22 protein-coding genes and 1 tRNA gene are annotated in these 20,897 nt (G+C 60.3%); 16 read left to right on the plus strand and 7 right to left on the minus strand.

What is annotated here, in order from left to right; translation table 11 throughout:
- Positions 1–18: 18 nt before the first annotated feature.
- From IEV88_RS04775 to der, 11 genes are all read left to right on the plus strand, one after another.
- Entirely contained in the window at positions 19–1,644 is a 1,626-nt protein-coding gene (locus IEV88_RS04775) for an isocitrate lyase (protein ID WP_188160123.1), read from the plus strand.
- Between the two features lie 158 nt (positions 1,645–1,802).
- Positions 1,803–3,044: a hypothetical protein gene (locus tag IEV88_RS04780; protein WP_188160124.1), complete on the plus strand. Its 1,242-nt coding sequence runs from the start codon at positions 1,803–1,805 to the stop codon at positions 3,042–3,044.
- Positions 3,019–4,212, plus strand: a complete 1,194-nt coding sequence (locus IEV88_RS04785) for a transporter substrate-binding domain-containing protein (RefSeq protein ID WP_188160125.1) — start codon at positions 3,019–3,021, stop codon at positions 4,210–4,212. The genes IEV88_RS04780 and IEV88_RS04785 overlap by 26 nt, the downstream gene beginning before the upstream one ends.
- Positions 4,212–4,787 (plus strand): CBU_0592 family membrane protein, encoded by a 576-nt coding sequence (locus tag IEV88_RS04790; RefSeq protein WP_188160126.1) that lies wholly within the window; start codon positions 4,212–4,214, stop codon positions 4,785–4,787. The genes IEV88_RS04785 and IEV88_RS04790 overlap by 1 nt, the downstream gene beginning before the upstream one ends.
- Positions 4,788–4,868: 81 nt before the next feature.
- A complete protein-coding gene (locus tag IEV88_RS04795; protein WP_188160127.1) occupies positions 4,869–5,507 on the plus strand; it encodes a glutathione S-transferase family protein in 639 nt (212 codons plus the stop codon).
- Positions 5,504–6,037: an adenine phosphoribosyltransferase gene (locus tag IEV88_RS04800; protein WP_188160128.1), complete on the plus strand. Its 534-nt coding sequence runs from the start codon at positions 5,504–5,506 to the stop codon at positions 6,035–6,037. Before IEV88_RS04795 ends, IEV88_RS04800 begins: the two co-directional genes overlap by 4 nt.
- 4 nt (positions 6,038–6,041) lie before the next feature.
- Positions 6,042–6,491: a tellurite resistance TerB family protein gene (locus tag IEV88_RS04805; protein ID WP_188160129.1), complete on the plus strand. Its 450-nt coding sequence runs from the start codon at positions 6,042–6,044 to the stop codon at positions 6,489–6,491.
- A gap of 72 nt (positions 6,492–6,563) precedes the next feature.
- Positions 6,564–7,403 carry a 3-methyl-2-oxobutanoate hydroxymethyltransferase gene (gene panB, locus IEV88_RS04810; protein WP_188160130.1) on the plus strand — a complete coding sequence of 280 codons (840 nt, stop codon included), beginning with the start codon at positions 6,564–6,566 and terminating at the stop codon, positions 7,401–7,403.
- Between the two features lie 88 nt (positions 7,404–7,491).
- The gene (locus IEV88_RS04815; protein WP_188160131.1) at positions 7,492–8,361 is read left to right on the plus strand and encodes a tetratricopeptide repeat protein; all 870 of its coding nucleotides are present in this window, start codon (positions 7,492–7,494) and stop codon (positions 8,359–8,361) included.
- A gap of 71 nt (positions 8,362–8,432) precedes the next feature.
- Positions 8,433–9,848, plus strand: coding sequence for an outer membrane protein assembly factor BamB family protein (locus IEV88_RS04820; protein WP_188160132.1), 1,416 nt, complete (start codon positions 8,433–8,435; stop codon positions 9,846–9,848).
- Positions 9,849–9,928: 80 nt separating this feature from the next.
- A complete protein-coding gene (gene der / locus IEV88_RS04825; RefSeq protein ID WP_188160133.1) occupies positions 9,929–11,305 on the plus strand; it encodes a ribosome biogenesis GTPase Der in 1,377 nt (458 codons plus the stop codon).
- Positions 11,306–11,330: 25 nt separating this feature from the next.
- On the opposite strand, the gene IEV88_RS04830 is transcribed toward der, so the two are convergent.
- From IEV88_RS04830 to IEV88_RS04855, 6 genes are all read right to left on the minus strand, one after another.
- A complete protein-coding gene (locus IEV88_RS04830; protein WP_188160134.1) occupies positions 11,331–12,209 on the minus strand; it encodes a glycoside hydrolase domain-containing protein in 879 nt (292 codons plus the stop codon).
- Between the two features lie 64 nt (positions 12,210–12,273).
- Positions 12,274–13,518 carry an RNA polymerase sigma factor gene (locus IEV88_RS04835; protein WP_188160135.1) on the minus strand — a complete coding sequence of 415 codons (1,245 nt, stop codon included), beginning with the start codon at positions 13,516–13,518 and terminating at the stop codon, positions 12,274–12,276.
- Between the two features lie 6 nt (positions 13,519–13,524).
- Positions 13,525–13,872 (minus strand): YciI family protein, encoded by a 348-nt coding sequence (locus tag IEV88_RS04840; RefSeq protein ID WP_188160136.1) that lies wholly within the window; start codon positions 13,870–13,872, stop codon positions 13,525–13,527.
- 3 nt (positions 13,873–13,875) lie between these two features.
- Positions 13,876–14,244 carry a YciI family protein gene (locus IEV88_RS04845; protein WP_188160137.1) on the minus strand — a complete coding sequence of 123 codons (369 nt, stop codon included), beginning with the start codon at positions 14,242–14,244 and terminating at the stop codon, positions 13,876–13,878.
- Positions 14,245–14,339: 95 nt separating this feature from the next.
- The gene (gene lipB / locus IEV88_RS04850) at positions 14,340–15,035 is read right to left on the minus strand and encodes a lipoyl(octanoyl) transferase LipB (protein WP_188160138.1); all 696 of its coding nucleotides are present in this window, start codon (positions 15,033–15,035) and stop codon (positions 14,340–14,342) included.
- Positions 15,036–15,128: 93 nt separating this feature from the next.
- Positions 15,129–15,215 (minus strand) — tRNA-Leu (locus IEV88_RS04855).
- Positions 15,216–15,395: 180 nt separating this feature from the next.
- On the opposite strand from IEV88_RS04855, the gene IEV88_RS04860 reads away from it, so the two are divergent.
- The 3 genes from IEV88_RS04860 to IEV88_RS04870 are packed head-to-tail and all read left to right on the plus strand — an operon-like array spanning position 15,396 to position 17,841.
- Entirely contained in the window at positions 15,396–16,097 is a 702-nt protein-coding gene (locus tag IEV88_RS04860) for a hypothetical protein (protein WP_188160139.1), read from the plus strand.
- On the plus strand, positions 16,094–17,263 hold the full coding sequence (locus IEV88_RS04865; protein WP_188160140.1) for a M48 family metallopeptidase: 1,170 nt from the start codon (positions 16,094–16,096) through the stop codon (positions 17,261–17,263). The genes IEV88_RS04860 and IEV88_RS04865 overlap by 4 nt, the downstream gene beginning before the upstream one ends.
- Positions 17,260–17,841, plus strand: coding sequence for a hypothetical protein (locus IEV88_RS04870; RefSeq protein ID WP_188160141.1), 582 nt, complete (start codon positions 17,260–17,262; stop codon positions 17,839–17,841). The genes IEV88_RS04865 and IEV88_RS04870 overlap by 4 nt, the downstream gene beginning before the upstream one ends.
- Positions 17,842–17,938: 97 nt before the next feature.
- On the opposite strand, the gene maiA is transcribed toward IEV88_RS04870, so the two are convergent.
- Positions 17,939–18,580 (minus strand): maleylacetoacetate isomerase, encoded by a 642-nt coding sequence (maiA, locus tag IEV88_RS04875; protein WP_188160142.1) that lies wholly within the window; start codon positions 18,578–18,580, stop codon positions 17,939–17,941.
- A 91-nt stretch (positions 18,581–18,671) separates the two neighbouring features.
- On the opposite strand from maiA, the gene hppD reads away from it, so the two are divergent.
- On the plus strand, positions 18,672–19,721 hold the full coding sequence (gene hppD, locus IEV88_RS04880; RefSeq protein ID WP_188160143.1) for a 4-hydroxyphenylpyruvate dioxygenase: 1,050 nt from the start codon (positions 18,672–18,674) through the stop codon (positions 19,719–19,721).
- A gap of 2 nt (positions 19,722–19,723) precedes the next feature.
- The gene (locus tag IEV88_RS04885; protein ID WP_188160144.1) at positions 19,724–20,869 is read left to right on the plus strand and encodes a homogentisate 1,2-dioxygenase; all 1,146 of its coding nucleotides are present in this window, start codon (positions 19,724–19,726) and stop codon (positions 20,867–20,869) included.
- Positions 20,870–20,897: the final 28 nt, after the last annotated feature.

Genomic DNA, 20,897 nt, shown 5'->3' on the forward strand with positions numbered 1-20,897 from the left:
TGATACGGAGTATATGACATGACCAAACGACCGACATACAGCCAGATCCGCAACGAGTTGATGAAGCGCTATCCTTCGGGCGTGACCCCGGCGGGGATCGACATCGAGGACATCGCCCAGCTCAAACTGCAGAACACCTATTCGACCCATCTCGACATCGCCCGTGACATGGCCGGCGTCATGCGCCGGGACATGGCGGCCTATGACGCCGACACATCGAAATTCACCCAGTCGCTCGGCTGCTGGTCCGGCTTCCATGCGCAGCAGATGATCAAGTCAGTCAAGCGCATGAAGGGTACGGCAAAGGGCACCTATGTCTATCTGTCCGGCTGGATGGTTGCCGGACTGCGCAACCGCTTCGGCCACCAGCCCGACCAGTCGATGCATGAGAAGACCGCCGTCGTCGACCTGATCGAGGAGATCTATGTCTCCCTGCGCCAGGCCGACGAGGTCGCGCTCAACGACCTGTTCGCCGAGCTGAAAGCGGCCCGCAAGGACGGCAAGGGTCAGGGCATCATTTCGGAAATCGTCAGCCGGATCGACAGTTTCGAGTCCCATGTCGTGCCGATCATCGCCGATATCGATGCCGGGTTCGGCAATGAGCACGCGACCTATCTGCTGGCCAAGGAGATGATCAAGGCCGGCGCCTGCTGCCTGCAGATCGAGAACCAGGTCTCCGACGCCAAGCAATGCGGCCACCAGGATGGCAAGGTCACCGTGCCGCGCGAGGACTTCATCGAGAAGCTGCGTGCCTGCCGCCTTGCCTTCGAGGAGCTGGGTGTCGATGACGGTGTCATCGTGGCGCGTACGGACAGTCTCGGTGCCGGGCTGACGCAGAAGATCCCCGTGTCGCTTGAGCCGGGTGACCTTGCCTGCGACTATATCAAATGGCTGGAAACCGAGGAGGTTACCGACGCCAATCCGCTGAAAGATGGCGAGATGGCGATCCAGAAGGACGGCAAGGTCGTCCGGCCGGTCCGCCTGCCGAATGGCCTGTTCAAGTTCCGTGAGGGCACCGGGGCCGCCCGTGTCGTCGAGGACTGCATCGCCAGCCTTACCATTGGTGGCGCGGACCTGTTGTGGATCGAGACGGCGACGCCCGATGTCGACGAGATCGCCCGCATGGTTGGCGAGATCCGCACGGTCGTGCCCGATGCCAAGCTGACCTACAACAACTCGCCATCCTTCAACTGGACGCTGAATTTGCGCAAACAAGTCAAGGCGCAATGGGTCGCTGAAGGCCGTATCGAGGCATTGGATTATCCGGACGGGGCCGAACTGATGTCGGCGAAGTTCGACGAAAGTCCGCTGGGTCGGGAGGCTGACCAGCGCCTGCAACGGTTCCAGGGCGATATCGCGGCAAGGGCAGGGGTGTTCCACAACCTCATCACCCTGCCGACCTTCCACCTGACGGCCAAGGGCATGGACGAGCTGTCGCGCGGCTATTTCGGCGAGGACAGGATGGCGGCCTATGTCACCACGATCCAGCGAAGCGAAATCCGTAACGGGGTTTCCGCCGTCAGGCACCAGCACGAAGTGGGTTCCGACCTCGGCGACACCTTCAAGGAGATGGTGGGTGGCGAGCGCGCTCTAAAGGCTGGCGGAGCCCATAACACGATGAACCAGTTCGAGGGCGCCGCCTGACAACCCCGCTCGCCCGCGAACTTGCAAACTCAGCCCGGCCTTCGTGCCGGGCTCTTTTTGTGCGTGCAAGGACGAGTTGCAGTCGCGCTACCGCGATTAGACATTTGAGCCGAGCACGGGTAAGGTTCGGGTAGGGTATCGAGGCAGAGGGGGAACTCTTGCAGATAGTAACGTTATCGCCGATCTATACGCCCTTGAATCTCAAGGCCGGCATCGATCCAACCACTGCACTCTATGATGAGGTGCTGAAAGCGATCCCGTCGCATAATGAGGCCATTATCGCGCCGAACCGCGATTGGGAGAAGCCACAGGACAGCTATGCCGATACCGCAAGTGATGGCTATGAGATGCGGGTGCTTCTGTGGACATGCCGCGATGAGCAAACCGGCGCCAGCCTGACCTATCATGTCTATCCCAATGAGACGTCGATGGCGCAAGTCACGCTCGATATCGACAGCGCGCTGACCGCAGAGGCGATCGACGCCGATGCGCTGGACAAGGCATGTCAGCGCATTTCCCGCGAGGTGATCACAAGGCATTCAGCGCAACTCTACAAGGTCTTGAAGGGCATTATGACTGCCTTGCCGTCCCGCTTCGTCGATCCTGTCAGGCCGGTGTTGGAGATCGAGGCGACGGATGTCAGCTGGGTGTCGCGGACCCTGCTGCTGACGCCGGAAGAGCGATATGACCCGCAGGTGCAGGCGCTGCTTGCCAGCTGGCTGAAGAACACGACACGGCCGGAAGACGCTGCGGCCATTGTTGCCGGGTCTATCGATTATTCGATGACCTGGCTCAACTATGTGATCGTCGATGAAAACCCGGGCCGGACGCGGATGCTGATCTCTGCCATGCGCATCGCGCAATTCTTCTATGCGGCGCAACAGCGGCTGAACGAAAAGGGGCAGGAAGCGATCTCGAACACGATGTTCATCAAGAAGCGCCGGGAGATAGAGCGCGTGCTGACGGACGTACAGTCGAATATGCGCTTGCTGCGTATCGAATATGACGTGCACAAGCTCCACCTCAATCGCACCAAGCGAAAAGTAATTGACGAGATCATGGAGGGCTGGGATTTCGACGACCTGATGACGAATGGCGACCGCATTCTAAATTTTGCCAGCGACAGGTTGACGGCCATCGCGAACAGGCGGGCGCAAAGCTCCTCCTTCGTGACCGAACTGATCCTGTTCGGCATCGGTCTCGTGGCGATTTTCGAGGTCATTCTATACTTCATCGAATACAGCCGCGAGGTCGCGACGAGGCCGATCCTCGAATTCGACAGGCCGTCGCTTTTCTTCCGGATGTTCGCCTCGGCCGATGCCGACCTGCTCATCCTGTTCGGGTTCCTTCTTTGTGTCATTCTGGTGTTCATCTATGCGCGCTATAGCCGAAACAAGTAAGATCATTGTCATTGTCCTGATGGCGCTGCTCTCGAACGCAGCGGCACAGACAGTCGAAATATACACGGACAGGTGGGAGCCCTATGTGCGCGGGGAGGGTGACAGGCTCGGCCTCGTCAGCCGCAATGTCGACATGGTCATGGCCTATGCCGGCTATGATGCTGACTACAACTATATGGATTTCACCCTCGCCCGGATGATCGTGCGCCGTTGTGGTGAAGAGGGTATCGAGGACTGCCCGGTGCCAATGGCTTTTCCGTATTTTCGCAATGCCGACCGGGATGACGAGGTCCTGTTCTCTGCACCCTTATTCGAGGTGACGAATGTCCTGTTCTACAACAGGCGCAATCCAGGGGCGATATCGAGCGTGCGTGTCGATGCCGATCCGGAATGCGCCGGCGGGGTTGATGGCAGCGCGTTTTCGGGCCAGCGTCTCGGACTGATCAAGGGGTTCGTCTATGGGCCGAATGTCGACTGCCTGCTTTCGGTGATCGTCGGGCCTGATCCGGATAACCCGCCTGAGGATGCGCTTGCCGATGTCCGGTTTTTCCAGAGCGAGGTCGATGCGCTCGATGCACTCATCCGTGGACAGATCGACTATTTTCCGATGGCACAGCCGGCGGGCAATGCGATACTGGAAAGCGCTTATCCCGACCGGCGCGAACTGATCGGCGCCGTCGCGGGCACGCAGAGCCGCCGCTCCGTTCACGTGATTGCGCCGCGCACGGCACGGGGCCGGCAGCTGATCGACGCGTTCAACGCCAGCCTGTGTTCCCTTTCGGGCAACCCGCCGGTATCTGGGGAATGCGAAACCAACGGGACGGGCGCCGAAAGCGCAACGAACATCCTGCTGATGAGCGATGAGGCGCTGACGATCAATATTGCGCGGCGAGAGGACATTGCGGAGATTGTCCCCGTCGATGGCTATCCGATCATCATCGGGATCACCTGCCTGCCGGAGACGGCGGAATGCGATGGCGAGCGGTTTGCCCTGTCGGAAGGGACCCGGGCAATCATCCTTGAGTGGAGCGACACAATGGTGAAGGCGCAACTCAATGACCGGCTTTACAAGACGGTGATGGACAATAGCCGCGTCGTCGTTCTCAACGGTCCTCATGCCGGCAAGGAGCTCTGGATCAAGAACATGCATATCAAGATCGTGAAGTAATGATATTCAGTATTATCGGATGGGTCGCCACGGTGATCTATCTTGCCAACCACATTGCCCTCTCGATCAATCGTAAGCATCGCGGGCGTCTTTATTTTCTGCTGAATCTGATCGCGGCATGCGGCCTGACGGCAAGTTCTCTCGTGCTGCAGTCGTGGCAGGCGGTGGCGATCAACATCTTCTGGGCCGTGGTCAGCTTCCTGTCCCTGATTGGCCGCCATACCGGGACTGACTTCAGGCTGTCGGACAGGGCGCTGACATGGCCGGTCTGGCTGCTCGGCGGCGGTGGCCTTGTCTATACGATCATCGCGCCAACGCAGGGACTGGCAGCTCTGGGCTGGGCAGCGACCTTGCTGTTTTGCGGAGCCTATCTGCTGTTTTCTGCGCGGACGATCCGGCGCCGGCGCTTCCTGCTGTACAATGTGGCCGCCGCCTTCGGTGTGGCACCGATCCTGTATATCGATGGCAACTGGCCTGCGTTCGGCCTGGAAATCGCCTGGGGCACAATCTCGCTGATCGGATTCTTGAATGCCTTGCGTAGCGTTCCGCAGGCTGATGGGACCGGACGGAACTGATCGTGCTGCAAGTCCGCATTGATCTCGCCGGAGGATTTGACGAGATTGGCTCAACCATGAGAATCAATATCGGAGCCCGCCATGAGTGTCATTTTCTACGATTTCCCCTCCGCCCCCAGCCCGAGAAGGGCGCGCATCATCCTGCGTGAAAAGGCAATCGATCATGAGGCGCGCGTTGTCGACATGATGCAGAACGACCAGATGGGCGAGCAGTTCAGGGCAATCAATCCCGACTGCACGGTGCCGGCGCTGCAACTCGAAGACGGCGCCGTTCTCAACGACAACTGGGGTATTGCCCTATGGGCTGAAGCGGTGGCGCCGGAGCCTGCCCTGTTGGGCAAGACAGCATCCGAGAAGGGGCAGGTCGGCTCATGGGCGGCGCGGATCGACTTTCAGGGGACGATTTCCTTTGCCGAGGCCTTTCGCAATTCCCACCGCAATTTCAAGAATCGCGCCCTGCCGGGACCGGAGAATTATGACCAGATACCGGAACTGGCAGAACGGGGCTTTGCCAAACTTGCGGTCTTCATGAGCAGACTGGATGAGCATTTGGACGGGCGCGATTTCATCGCCATTGACAGCTTTTCCATCGCCGATATCTGGGCCCTGACCACGATCGACGCCTGCCGCTGGATCAAGGCTGGTCCGACGCCTGAAAATCATCCTAATATCATCCGGTGGCATGAAACCGTTTCGGCAAGGAAAAGCACGCATTTATGAGCCTCGACCTGTCCAGCGTCATCAGGACGATCCCCGACTATCCGAAACCCGGCATCATGTTCCGGGATGTCACAACACTAATGGGTCATCCGCAGGCATTTTCACAGGTCATCGGTGATTTGATGGCGGGTTACGCCGGCAGGAGTATCGATAAGGTCGCAGGCATGGAGGCAAGGGGGTTCATTTTTGGCGCCCCAGTCGCCGAGCGGTTGACGGCAGGCTTCGTTCCCATACGGAAAAAGGGCAAGTTGCCACACAAGGTCGCGAGCGAGACCTATCAGCTGGAATATGGCGAGGACGTGCTGGAGATGCATCTTGACGCCGTCGAGCCGGGCGAGAGAGTGCTGATCATCGATGATCTGATTGCAACCGGCGGCACGGCTGAGGCAGCGATCAGACTGCTTGAAAAGGCAGGGGCGGAAATAATCGCCGCTGCCTTCGTTATCGACTTGCCCGAGCTCGGCGGTGCCGACAGAATACGCAGAATGGGGATCGAGGTATCCAGCCTCGTCTCCTTTGGAGGGCACTAGCCCGATGCTGTCGAAATTCTTCAAGTCCGTCCGGGGTTTTTTCCGGCCGCCGGCCAGTGAAGCAAGCCAGATGGACCCTCATACCGGGCTTGCCGGCCTGTATCTGGAGACATGTTATCGCGATGGCGGCCTCACCAACCGGGAGCGGGCGGCCATTGATGACGTCCTGGTCCGGCAGCTGGGGCTGAGCACCGACGAGGCGATGACCTGCCGGGTCAAGGCAGAGGAGATCCACTGGACCAATCTGACGCCGATCGGCTTTGCCATGGCCGCCTCCAAGGGCCTCGATGACGTTGCCCGTGAAGAGGTCATCAGGACGATGATCAGATTTGTCGGGACGGACAATCGCGTCGACGCGATGGAGAACCGGCTGATCGTGCAGACGGCAAACTGTTTCGGTATCGCGTCCGCCCGCGTCAAGCAATTGCGCGGGGAGGTCGGTCCCGATGCCTGACGGAGGCGCTTACTTGAGTAAAGCGGCCGAAAGGCCTATCTGGAAGCGGAAAAGGCAACACCGGTAAGGCCAATGTCCAGACAAACGAAGATCAAACGCATCACCGCGGCCGACATCGCCGCCCGCAAGGGCGGTGAGCCGATCGTTGCCCTGACGGCCTATGATGCGCCGACGGCGGAAATCCTCGACCAGCACTGCGATGTTTTGCTCGTCGGCGATAGTCTTGGCATGGTCGTTCACGGGTTGCCGAGCACGGTCGGCGTGACCCTCGAGATGATGATCCTGCACGGTCAGGCTGTCATGCGCGGAGCGCAAAAGGCCATGGTCGTGATCGACATGCCGTTCGGCTCCTATGAGGAGAGCCCGGAACAGGCCTTCGCCAATGCCTCCCGCATCATGAAAGAAACCGGTGCCCAGGCGATCAAGATCGAGAGCGGAGCCTATGCTGCCGAGACGGTGTCCTTTCTCGTCCAGCGCGGCATTCCGGTCATGGGTCATATCGGCCTGAGGCCGCAGGCCGTAAATGTCGCCGGGGGTTTCAGGGCCAAGGGCCGGTCGACCCAGGAATGCGCCGATGTGCTGGAAGAGGCAGAGGCGACGGCGAAGGCCGGTGCTTTTGCGATCGTCGTGGAAGGCGTTGCGGAAGACCTCGCCAACCAGATCACCGCCGCCGTGAGCGTCCCGACCATCGGTATTGGCGCCTCGTCCAGCTGTGACGGCCAGATCCTGGTCACGCAAGACATGCTCGGCCTGTTCGACTGGACCCCCAAATTCGTCAAACGCTATGGCGACCTGAAATCGGTCATCGACAAGGCTGCCGGCGACTATGCTGCGGAAGTCCGCTCACGCTCATTCCCGGCTGAAGGGCAGGTCTACTCGCTGAAGCCAAAGCTGGTCGGTGACACGGCGTGATTGCCCTTGCTAATTGCCCTTGCTAATTGCTCTGGGCGCCAAAGGCCGTTAGAAGGCCATTTCGGTTAATAGAAGGATGTGAGCAGCCGTGGCTGATGAAGGCATTTATCGCGAGGTCGACCAGGAAGTCGAAGAGGAAAAGCAGCTTCGGCAGCTCAGGGAATCCGCGCCCTATCTGATCGGTCTGGCGGTCGTCGTCATTGCCATCGTCGGCGGATGGCAGTTCTGGAATGCACAGAAAGCCAATGCTGCGAGAACCAATGCCGAGGCTTTCTCCGAGGCGGTCAATACCGAGGAAGCGACCGCGTCTCTCTCTGAACTGACGGCGCTTCGTCAGGACGCGCCAGCCGGGTATTCTGCGCTCGCGGGGTTCCGCATCGCCGGGCTCGAGGCGCAGAACGGAAATACCGAAGGAGCGATTGCCACGCTCAACAGCGTTGCCGCCAATGATTCCATCCCTGACCGCCTGCGTAATCTGGCGACGGTGAAGGCTGCCTATATGGCGCTGGACGAAAGCCCCGATGCAGCGCTGCGTCAGCTGAATGGTCTGCAGGATGGCGACAGTGTCATCTCGGCCTATGCCAAGGAGATTGCCGGTCTCGCCGCCATCGAGTCGGGCGATTATGCCGCCGCCGTGACCTATTTCGACGCCATCCCGACCATCGAGAATGTGCCTGACCCGATCGTGCAGCGGGCACAGGGATTCCGGGCAATCGCCAGCCTTGGCGCGTCCGGCGTTTCGCTCGAGACGCAAAGCATGGGCCAGTCGCTGGAAAGCCTGCTGGATCTGCCGGTCCCTGCCGAGGCAGAAACAGACGCGTTGCTGGGGAGCGAAGGGCTCGACGGAGACGGCGAAAGCGCCCCGGTCGCCGGGACAGACCCCGCTGAAGGCACCGATAGCGCAGCAGCGGAAGCTGACGAGAATGACACCCAAGAAGACGGGACAAGCAGCGATTAACCTTGTATAAGATCACACGGTGTCCGTCAGAGGCGCCGCAGAGTACAGGAAGAAAACCGAAAAGGGCATTCATGATTTCTTCGCGTCAGACGATCAGGGCCGTTGCGCTCTGCGGTATGGTTGCAGCTCTGGCTGCATGTTCGTCCAACCCCCTGTCCGCAGTCACGGAGCGATTCGGCAATAATGATGTCGAGGAACAGAATGTGCCGAGCGATGATAACCGCAAGGCGGTTCTGGCGCTTGAAGGCGCGCTCGAGCCAGATCCGGCTTATGTCGGGCGCACCATCGAACTGCCGCCACCCTATACCAATGCGGCGTGGACCCAGCCGGGCGGCGATGCCGACCACACGATGCATCATCTTGCTGCCAATTTCGCCACCGGTTCTATCCGCAAGCAGTGGACGGTGGACATCGGGGCAGGGTCGAGAAAGCGCGCGCCGATCACCGCGCCGCCCGTCATTGCCGATGGCCGGATTTTCGTGATCGATCCCGAAGCGAAGGTGACAGCCTATGATGCCCAGAGCGGGAATCGCGTCTGGCGCAAGGAACTGACCCCTGATGTCAGCGAGGACAAGCCGTTCTGGCGCGTTTTCGGTAGTGTGAAGGCAGCGGAAATCGGCTTTGGCGGCGGCGTCGCCTACGACAATGGTCGTGTCTTCATCACGTCGGGCTTCGGTTTCGTCGCCGCTCTGGATGCGGAGACGGGCGAACTCCTGTGGGAGCATGAAGCGAACGCGCCGATCCGTACATCCCCGACGGCAGCCAACGGCAAGGTTTATGCCGTCACCAATCTGAACGAATTCATGGCGCTGGATCAGGCGAGCGGCGAGCTTGACTGGGATTACCAGTCCTTCGAGGAAGCAGCCCGGTTCCTGTCGTCCTCCAGCCCGGCGGCCGCAGAAGATGTAATCGTCGCGCCGTTCTCCTCGGGCGAGGTCACGGCGCTGAGTGACACTGGCCGTCCGCTGTGGACGCAGATGATCGCCCGGTCGAGCCGCATGAACGCGCTGTCGAACCTGAACGATATCGCCGGCAGCCCGGTCATCGACCGCGGCGTTGTCTTTGCCATCAGCCATGCCGGCCAGATGAGCGCCATCGACCTGCGCTCGGGTCAGCCGCTCTGGGAGATCGGTGTTTCCGGTCTCCAGACCCCATGGGTCTCTGGTGACTATATCTACATCGTCTCCGTCGAGGGTGAACTCGTCTGCATCAACCGGAATGACGGGGCGGTCGTATGGGTCGAGCAACTGCCGAAATACGCCAATGAGAAGAAGAAAAAGGACCGTCTGGCCTGGTCCGGGCCGGTGCTTGCCGGTGGCGAGCTGGTGCTTGCTTCCTCCGGCGGGCAACTGGTTTTTGCTTCGCCACAGAATGGTGAAGTGCTGAGAACCGAAAAGCTGACCAGCGGCACGAGCGCGACGCCGGTCATTGCCAATGAGACCCTTTATGTCCTGACGACGGACGGCAAGCTCTCAGCCTATCGCTGATGCCTGGCTGGCCTTCCGCCGCGGAGCAGTTTTATTGAGGCCTTGACCTTGGCGCTTCAACGGCGCAGAAGGCGCGATCTATGTCATTCAAAGTTGCCATTATCGGCCGACCCAATGTCGGTAAATCGACCCTGTTCAACAGGCTGGTCGGCAAGCGCATCGCGCTTGTCGATGACCAGCCCGGGGTGACTCGCGACCGGCGCGAGGGCGATGGCCGGCTCGGCGACCTGAAATTCATCGTCATCGACACTGCCGGTCTGGAAGAAGCCGCGCCCGACGCGCTCGAGACCCGTATGAAGGCACAGACCGACCGTGCTATCGAAGAGGCCCATGTCTGCCTGTTCATGATCGACGGTCGTGTCGGCGTGATGCCCGAGGACGAAAAGTTCGGCGCGGCCCTTCGCGCCAGCGGCAAACCCGTCGTCCTGCTCGTCAACAAGACCGAAGGCAAAGGCCTCGAGGGCGTTTACGAGTCCTATGGCCTCGGCCTCGGCGAGCCGATCGCCGTGTCCGCCGAGCATGGCGAGGGCATGGCCGAAATATATACCGCGCTGCAGCCGATCCACGACTCGCTCAATCTGAAAGAGGTCGAGAACGAACGGCTGGACTGGGACGATCCGCTGAAGCCGCTGCGTGTCGCGATCGTCGGTCGCCCTAATGCCGGCAAGTCGACGCTTGTCAACCAGATGATCGGCGATGAGCGCATGCTGACCGGTCCGGAGGCGGGCATCACCCGTGATTCCATCGCCATCGACTGGACCTGGTCGGGCCCGGACCGCGACTGGCCGGTGAAGCTGCATGATACGGCCGGCTTGCGCCGCAAGGCCAGAGTGCAGGAAAAGCTGGAAAAGCTGTCCGTTGCCGACACGCTGCGTGCGATCCGCTTTGCCGAGGTCGTGATCCTGATGCTCGATGCCGATATGGCGCTGGAGAAGCAGGATCTGCAGATTGCCGATCTCGCGCTTCAGGAAGGCCGCGCCCTCGTGCTCGTTGCCAATAAATGGGACAAGGTCGACGACCGTCAGCAGGCGCTGAACGATCTGCGCGAGCGGGTTGACCGGTTGCTGCCTCAGGCGCCGGGCCTGCCGATCGTGACCCTGTCGGCGTTAACCGGCCGCAATGTCGACCGCCTGATGCCGGTCGTGACCAAGGTCTATGTCGACTGGAATGCCAAGGTGAAAACCAGCGACCTGAATGTGTGGCTGGAGGATGCGACCAGTCGCCATCCGCCACCCGCCGTGAAGGGACGCCGGATCAAGATCCGCTATATTGCGCAGACCAAGACGCGCCCGCCGACATTCGTCGCGCATTCGCAGCGCGCGGAAGAATTACCGGAAAGCTATCGCCGCTATCTGATGAACGGTATCCGCGAGGCGTTCGACCTGCCGGCAGTGCCGATCAGGTTGTTGTTCCGTAGCCAGAAGAATCCGTTCGAAAGCAAGAAGAAGCGGCGCTGATCGCTTCGTTTGATCATGGTCGGGACTAGTGCCCGGCCATGAAGTCGACGAGAAAACCCTTATACATATAGCCATCGGCGCTCATATCGCCTTGCAGGCTGACCAGCGCCCAGTCCGGGTCGCTGATATCCAGCACATCGACGATTGCGCCCATGGGCAGGGTCTGCAGCACCTTGAAGCCGGTACCGGCCCCGGCGCGCAAATGCAGTCCACTGCGGGCGATGACGACATGAAGATGCGGTTGGCGATCCTCGTTCTGGGGCAGGGCGGGTGCGTCCAATACCGAAAAGGCGCCGAAGCCGCCGCGAGCAGGGTTGGCGATATTGGTGTCGATTGGGAGCGCGCCGAGGCGAATATCGACCTGGTTCTGGAACAGGTCCCATTTCCCGGCCCGGTGGAAATCACGCGAGCCCGACCAGCCCAACGCTCTTGGCAGCCAGGCATGATCGATCAGGCCAGCCCCGAGCATGCGCGATGCGAGGCCTCCGGAAGCATAGGCACCGATCTTGTAGCTCGTGCCGACTTCGCTTTGTATGGCGCTGAAATGATCCATGATCGCCGGAATTTCGCTCGACCGGTAAAAGTCATGATCGACGCCGAAATAGATGGTCGACCCTTCGGGCTGGCCGATGTCGGATGCGCAATCCAGCGCGCGCCTTGAATCGGTCGCGCCCTTGGCCACCGAGAAATCGCTCAATTCGCGGCCATTCTGCTGGAAAACGACCCCGACGGTCATGCCGTGCTCGCAGATCGCCTGGGCTTCTTCCCTGGTGATCCGCTTCTCGGGCAGGACGGAGGAGTTGCGGTGATTGTAATAGCGGATGATGGTTGTGACGCCCTTTTCGCGCAGGAATCCGAGATGCGGTGTCGTGCGCACGGGCGTGTCGATAATGGTTTCGATCATGATGAAGCTCTCCCTTCGTCAGTGAGACTACACCTATAGAGCGGGCAGGGGAATAAGCCGGCAACTATCCGGCGTGCCCCAGGCTCGCCTTCTCACCGCCCAGGAAAGCCTTTACCGACGCATCTTCGCTGAGGCCAATCGCCATGTCATAGGCCTTGCCAGCTTCGGCGTTCCTTCCCGCCTGCCGCAGGCAATAGGCCCGAACTGCCCAATAGGGTTGATATGTGCCGGCTTCGCCGGCAACTGCCTCCAGCCGGGCCAGGGCGTCTTCATGCCGGCCCATCTGGGCAAGCGCACTTGCGTGGCTGACAAAGGCACCAAGGCTTGGTGCCAGTTCGAGAAGACGCGCATAGAGCATCTCGATCGCCGGCCAGTTCGGGCGTCCGGCGAGACGGCCCTTGACGTGGGCCGACTGGATCGCGGCTTCCAGTTGATAGCGTTCCGGTTTGTCGAAAGCGGCCGCCTCGATCAACAGGCGCTCGGCGCGGGAAATCATTGATCTGTTCCACCGGCCCGTATCCTGCCGATCCAGCGGGATATAGGCGCCCTGCGTGCTGCGACGGGCGTCGCGCCGGGACGTCGTATACAGCATCAGCGCCATCAATCCCAGGGCTTCCGGCGCGCTCGGCAGGAGGGAACACAGCAGATCGCCGAGGAAAAGCGCTTCATCGGCTAGCCCCGCCGTGCCCGTGTCAGCGCCGTGATCGCCATCCCAGCCGGTTCCGTAGGCAGCATAAATGGCGGCGAGCACTGCCTCCACGCGCTCGTTGAGGTGCTCGCGTTCGGGAATTTCGAAGGAGATGCCGGCCTGCCTTATTTTCGTCTTGGCCCTGACCAGTCTCTGGCCCATGGCCGATGGCGATACCAGGAAAGCAGATCCGATGCGTGCGGCATCAAGGCCGAGAACGCTTTGCAGCATGAGCGGTGTATGCATGGCCGGATCGATTGCAGGGTGGGCACAGACGAACAGCAGTTTCAGCCGGTCATCGGTAAACAATTCATCGGGGTTGGTCTCAGCCGCTTCCTCCGCGAGCAGTGCAAGGGCAGGCTCGATCCTGTCGCGCACTGTCTGCCGGCGTAGCCGGTCGACGCCGCGATTGCGGGCGACCTGCACGAGCCATCCTTCCGGGTTGCCCGGAATACCGTTCCCGGGCCAGCTTTTCAGGGCCTGTTCGAAGGCCGCCGAGAGCGCTTCCTCTGCTGCGCTCACATCACGCAGGCGCACCGACAGGATGGCCAGCAGCTTGCCATAGGATGTGCGGGCGATACCCTCTGCGAGAGCGTGGCTCTCCTGTGTATCGCCCGGCATACCGGTCTACATTTCCCAGACGGGCCGAACCTCGACCACACCATAGGACGCGCACGGGCACTTTGCCGCCCAGTCCAGGGCAGCGTCGAGGTCAGGCGCCTCGATCAGATAATAGCCGCCGAGCTGTTCCTTGGTATCCGAGAACGGACCATCCTGAACAACGAGCCTGCCATCCTTCGTGCGGAAGCGCTGGCCGATATGAGTGGGCTCGAGCGGTTCGCCGGAAACGAAAGCGCCGGCCTCTTCGAGCGCTTCGCTATAGGCGCCATATGCCGCAAAGACTTCGCCCATTTCTTCCTCGGACAGGCTCATCCATTGTTTTTCGTCATCATAAAGAGCAAGAAGATATTTCATTGCCTATGCCTCCCCGTCGAACGGCATGACCTTGCGCAGGTCCGTGTGGCCGCTACTGCTGGTCGGAGCTTTGGCGGCCCAGTCGCGGGCGGTGTCTGCATCCGGCACATCGATGACGAAGAACCCGCCGAGCTGTTCCTTGGCGTCGGCATAGGGACCATCCTCGACGATGCGTTTGCCGTCGCGGATCCTGACCGTCGTTGCCGTCTCCGGCCCCATCAGGGCCTGACCGCCGAGGATGACGCCAGCCTGGGCGAGCGCACTGGAGTAGGCAAACCACGGCGCCATGAAGGCCTCGAATGCCGCCGTGCCGGCTTCATTGCGCATGGCGAATTCCTTTTCGGTCTCCGCCACCAATATCATGTACTTCATCCCTCTCTCCTTTTCTGACCGGGATTATAACAGGAACGCGTCTGCGTTCATCTGCATAACGATCAGACCGGAGGGATTTCGACACAGAGCTGGAATTATTTCACTGGACCGAAGGTTTTCTCGAAAGATGCCTTGAGGGCTGCATCAGCTTCGTCGAGCGTGACGGGCAAGCCGAGGTCGACCAGCGAGGTGACGCCGAGCCCGTTCTGGTCGATGCCGCAGGGCGTGATGCCAAGGAAATGGGACAGGTCGGGTTCGACGTTGAGGGATATTCCGTGATAGGTGATCCATCGGCGCACGCGCACGCCGATAGCGGCAATCTTGTCCTCGCGCGTCACGCCGCCTGGATAGGTGCGGTCGACCCAGACCCCGACGCGACCATCGCGGATCTCGCCGCGCACATTGAAGGCATCAAGCGCATGGATAATCCAGCGTTCGAGATCCTGCACATAGGCGCGCACATCCCGCTTGCGGCGGTTCAGGTCAAGCATCGGGTAAATCACCCGCTGGCCGGGGCCGTGATAGGTGTACTGACCACCGCGACTGGCCTTGAACACCGGAAACCGGCTTGGTTGCAGGAGGTCCTTTTCCTTCGCCGACGTACCGGCGGTGTAGAGGGGCGGGTGCTCGACCAGCCAGACAAGTTCGCCAGCGTCGCCGGCGCGCATCGCCTCGACATGGGATTCCATAAAGGACACGGCGTCCTCGTAGCCTGTATAGCCGGGCGCAACGCGCCATTCGACAGGAGTATCGAGCCAGTTGGAAGAGGGAAGTGCTGCGGTATTCGACATGTCTTGCCTTGGGCAAAGCCCCTGCCGGGGCACTCTGCGTCGTTGAAAGCGCCACTGGCGCTTTCAATCCGCCATAGCGGACCAGCTATGAAATGGTGCGGTCGAGAAGACTCGAACTTCCACGGGAGTTACCCCACAGCGACCTCAACGCTGCGCGTCTACCAATTCCGCCACGACCGCATTTCCAAGGTGGCTATATACGTCCCGCTGTGAGGATTTCACGAGAGCGCTGCACGTAGCAAAACCCGGCGGGCATGTGAAGCGTTTTTTGCGTCGGCAGGCACCGGTGCCATTCAATAGGCATTTGCACGGGGCGCTCTAGACTGTATCCTGTCCTTAGAGGCGAAATACGAGGGTAAAATGGGCAGGATTGCAGCCAGGCTGATCCCGATTTTGGCAGCGATGACCCTGCTCGCCGCCTGCACCAGCACCGCCGTGATGAAGACCACCAATGAGGTTCAGCCGCTCGAGCGCGATGCTGTGATCCTGCTGGTCGAGCCCGATGTCGAGCTGAGTCTCTTGAAAGCGGCTGGCGTCAGCGAGGTCCGGGCAGACTGGACAGAGACCGGCAAGGCCAATGTGCTGACGGAGATCGAAACACTGCTGGACGAGAAGGGGCACAGGCTGGTCGAGCACGAGATCGATCCCGGCAATGAGCGCGAGGTCCAGATCGTCAAACTCCATGAGATCGTCGGCGCCACGATCCTGTCGCACCGCTTCATGGGCCAGCCACTGCCGTCGAAACGCGGCAAGTTCGACTGGTCCCTCGGGCCGGGCGTGAACGACATGGCAGAGACCCACGACGCTGATTATGCGCTGTTCCTGCATGCACGCGGCGAGTATGCCTCGTCAGGCCGGCAGGCGGTCGCCATCGGTCTGGCCGTGCTCGGTGCCGGCGGAGTCAGCACGGGCGGGCAGGGGGCCTATGCCTCCCTCGTCGATATGCGGACGGGCGACATCATCTGGTTCAATGTCGCCTTCACCGGGCCGGGCACCGATATGCGTGAGCAAGACGGTGCGAAACATCTTGTCGGCGCAATCCTGAAGGATATTCCGTTGTGAGACTGGTGCGCCTGATGGCTGCGTTGACGGCGTTTGCGGTGCTGGCCGCCTGCGCGACAACCGACGTCGATCCGCTGAGTGCCGATATGCGGCCATCGGAGGAGACCGACGAGGCCGGCCTGTGGCTGCGCATGGACGAGGCCGAGGACCTGCTGCAGCAATCGGCTGTCGTCGTCCGTGACCCGGCCCTGAACGCCTATCTCGATGAGGTCTTCTGCAACGTCGCTGGCGAGGCCTATTGCGACGATGTTCGCGTCTATATCGTCGAGCAACCCTATTTCAATGCCAACATGGCTCCGAATGGCATGATGCAGGTCTGGACCGGCCTGTTGCTGCGGGCGCAAAACGAGGCTCAACTCGCCTTCGTTCTTGGCCACGAATTCGCCCATTACCGCCAGCGCCATTCGCTCGAGCAGTGGCGGGAAATCAACAATGTCGCGAATGCATCCGTCCTGTTCAGTGTCGGGGTTGCCGCAGCAGGCGTGCCGAACGCTGCCGTGCTCGGCAATTTCACCCTGGCAGCACAGCTTTACGGCTACGGTCGCGACAAGGAGCGAGAGGCTGACGCGTTCGGCTTCGATTATTTTACCGGGGCCGGCTATGATCCCGATGCTGCCGCCGGGATCTGGGAATATCTGATCGACGAGACCGAAGCGTCGGACTCCGAGCGCAAGAAGCGCCAGATTGCGCGCGCCAGCATTTTCAGTACACATCCGGTCACCGCGGAGCGGGTTGAAACGCTTAGGCGCTTTGCCGATGACGCGGAGACGGGCCGCGAGAATGAGGAAGCCTTTGCCGCCGCAATCGCGCCGTTCCTCAATGACTGGCTGGCCGATGATCTGGTGTTGCGCGATTTCGGCCAGCATCTCTATCTGATCGATCACAAGATCGAGGCGGGCGAAAATCTCGGTGTCCTCTACTTCCGCCGCGGCGAAGCCTATCGCCTGCGCCGGGAAGAGGGAGATTTCGATAGGGCGCTCGACAATTATCGGAAGGCGGTGCTTTTTGATGACGTGCCAGCGCAAGGCTGGATGGCGCTGGGCGACGCCCTGCAGCGTCGGGGTGAGAACGCGGAGGCAAGGGCGGCCTACGGCAAGTATCTTGAGCTTATGCCCGATGCGCCCGAGCGTGCCATCATCGAAGCCTGGCTGGAGGAGAAAGAATGATGGTTGCCTTCGTCCGAAACGGTTGTCTGGCCGGCCTGCTTGTGACCGCCATGGCCGGCTGTGTCGGCATCACGCCGGTGACGGGGCCGCTCGATGTCGATGGCGCTTACCGGATCACGCTGGGTGAGACATGGTCCGCCTATCCGCGCGATACCCGCACGAAACTGCGCAATCTGACGATTGACGGCGACGCGCTGAATTCGCTGACCTTTGCAGCGTCCCTGGAGGACGGACATACGCTGATCAAGACCTATGACCGCGAGCGCCTGCTGCCGGTGTATCGCTCGGATATGTCCCAGACCGAAGTCGTCGAATTCATTCGCGACAGCCTCAGCGTCGGCGGCATGGCCGATGCGACCATCACCAGCCTCAGGCCTGAACCTTTCGGCCCGCTGGAAGGGGTGCGGTTCGACGTGACGGGAGCGACGCAGCGCGGGCTGAACATGTCCGGCACGGGCAAGGCCGCCATCGAGGACGGCAAGCTGCATCTCATTATCTATACGGCGCCCACGGAATACTATTTCGAGCTGCATGAATATGAGGTCAATGAGATCCTCGGCAGCATCGAATTGCTTTGATCAGCTCGCGCTTTTAACGGCCAATGACAGGCCACTCCTGCGCAAACGGCAAGCGGCGCAGCGCAGGCGGCACAGGGCGAGTAACCGCACCTATCTGTCAGTCCGCATCAGGCTGGTTGTCCGGATGGGCGCGCTGGAACGCCTCCAGCTTTTCACAGGCCGCATGGACCTTGAGCAGTGCCGGGTAGGGCGACAGGTCAACATCGAACCGGGCGGCGCTGTAGATCTGAGGGATCAGGTAACAGTCCGCAATTGTCGGTGTTTCGCCGAAACAGAATTCGCCTTCATGGTCATTGCTCACGACGATTTTTTCCAGCGAGTCGAATGCGGCTTTCATCCATGTGCCAGCCCATTTGTTGATGCCGGCCTGATCCTGGTCAAATTCATCCTTCAGATATTTCAATACGCGGAGATTCCCCAGGGGATGGGTATCGCAGCCGATGATCGCCGCCATGGCGCGAACCGTGGCGCGGTCCTCCGGCAAGACCGGCAATAGAGACGGCTCCGGTTTGTATTCCTCGAGATATTCGATGATCGCCGGGGACTGGCATATATTCGTGCCATCATCCAGAACGAGAGTCGGAACCAGCCCCTGCCGGTTATGTTCAAGATAGGCAGGCCCGTTGTGAGCGCCCGCCCGCAGATCGACCGTTTCGATCTCATAGTCGATGCCCTTGAGTTCGAGGGCAATGCGCGTGCGATAGGATGTCCCCGAGCGCCAGTAACTATAAAGTTTCATCATGTTCTCCGGTATTGGTTGCAAATGTAACGAAAATGAATTAGTTTCAAAAGATACGATTCAAAGAACATTTTTCAAGGTGGAGACTATCATGACAGGCATTGAAAATCCCCTCGGCACAAACGGTTTCGAATTCGTGATGTTCACATCCGACGATATCTCGAGGCAGTCTGCCCTGTTCGAGAAGATGGGCATTCCCGCTATCGCGCGGCACAGGCAAAAGGACATCGTCCTGCATCGCTCGGGCGAGATCACGCTGCTGGTCAATGGCGTCAAGGGCGGTCATGCCGAGGAGTTTGCTAAAACCCACGGGCCAAGCGCCTGCGGCATGGCTTTCAGGGTCAAGGATGCCGAGAAGGCCTACAAGAGCGCGCTGGAGCGCGGTGCGACCGCGGCAGAAGACCGTAACGACCCGATCAGGGCCCGCGCCATCGAAGGTATCGGCGGTGCCCGTGTCTATCTGATCGACCAGTATGGCGATGAGAATTTCTATGCGGATGATTTCGAGCTGATCGAGGGCAAAAGCTGGGACGAGGTCGGCCCCACCGGCCTGAAATATCTCGATCACCTCACTCACAATGTGCGCCGTGGGCAGATGAAAGTCTGGGCCGATTACTATGAGCGAATCTTCAACTTCCGCGAAATCCGCCACTTCGACATTGAAGGCAAGAAGACCGGCCTGTTCTCCAAGGCGATGACCAGCCCTGACGGCAATATCAAGATCCCGCTCAACGAAAGCCAGGATGACAAGTCGCAGATCGAGGAATTCATTCGCGACTATAATGGCGAGGGCATCCAACACATCGCTCTGGAGACGGGCGATATCTACAAGACCATCCCGGCCATGCGTGAGCGGGGTGTCGTCTTTCAGGATACGCCGGAAACCTATTTCGAGCTTATCGACACACGCCTGCCGGAGCACAACGAAGATGTCGCGTTCCTGAAGGAACAGCGCATCCTGATCGATGGCGGCGAGGCCCAGGGCGGCGGGTTCCTGTTACAGATCTTCATGGAGAACTCCATCGGCCCGATCTTCTTCGAGATCATCCAGCGCAAGGGCAATGAAGGCTTTGGCGAGGGCAATTTCAAGGCGCTGTTTGAATCAATCGAACTCGACCAGGAACGCCGGGGTGTCATTTAATCATGGCTGACAGGAAGAACTGGATCATGCCGCGCCGGGTTGAAGGCGAAGCCTCCCGCCAGGCACATGCCGATCTGCCGAAAGGCACCTATGAGCGGGAAATCTCGAAGGAAGGCTTCTTCGGTCCTGCCGCCTTCCTGCACCATACCCATCCGCCGACCGGCTGGACCAGTTTCGAAGGGCCGCTTCGCCCCCGCGCCTTCAATCTCTCCAAGCTTGACCATGGGCATCATTCACCGTGGTCGGCGCCGCGCATCCTGTCCAACAAGCACATGGAAATGCGGTTCTGGAAACTGGCCGAGGCGATGCCCGCGCTGTCGCGCAATGCCGATGGCGACCAGCTGCTGTTCATTCACCGGGGTGAGGGCGCGCTGTACTGCGACTATGGTCATCTCGACTACGAGCAGGGCGATTATATCGTGCTGCCGCGCGGGACGATGTGGCGTCTCGATCCGTCGACAGAGAATGAAGTCCTGATGATCGAGGCAACCAACAGCCATTACACCCTGCCGGACAAGGGCCTGGTCGGCCCGCACGCGATCTTCGACCCTGCCATGCTCGATGCACCGAAGATCGACGATGTCTTCCGCGCCCAGCAGGGCGAGACCGAGACACGCGTCGAGATCAAGAAACGCGGTGCAGTCTCCGTCGCGACCTTCCCGTTCAACCCTCTCGACGTCATAGGGTGGCATGGCGAGTTGAGCGTTGTCCGGATCAATGTCCGCCATATCAGGCCGCTGATGTCGCACCGCTATCACGTGCCGCCATCTGCGCATACGACCTTCATCTCGGACCGGTTCGTGGTCTGCACCTTCGCGCCGCGCCCGTTCGAGACAGACCCCGGGGCGCTGAAAGTGCCGTTCTTCCACAATAATGACGATTACGAAGAAATCCTGTTCTACCACGCCGGCGATTTCTTTTCGCGCGATAATATCGAGGCGGGGATGATGACGGTGCACCCATCGGGCTTCACCCATGGCCCGCACCCGAAAGCCCTGAAGGGCATGTTCACACCGAAGAAAGAAGCGACCGACGAATATGCCGTCATGGTCGACACCCGTGACCCGATTGATTTTCATGAAGAAGCCAGGCCCGTCGAGTGGGAAGGCTATGTGAACAGCTGGCAGAACCGATCTGCAGAAGACTGACCTTTTGACAACTGACCCAAGGAGGAAG

It is taken from the genome of Aquisalinus flavus, from assembly GCF_014640095.1.
GTDB lineage: Bacteria > Pseudomonadota > Alphaproteobacteria > Caulobacterales > Parvularculaceae > Aquisalinus > Aquisalinus flavus.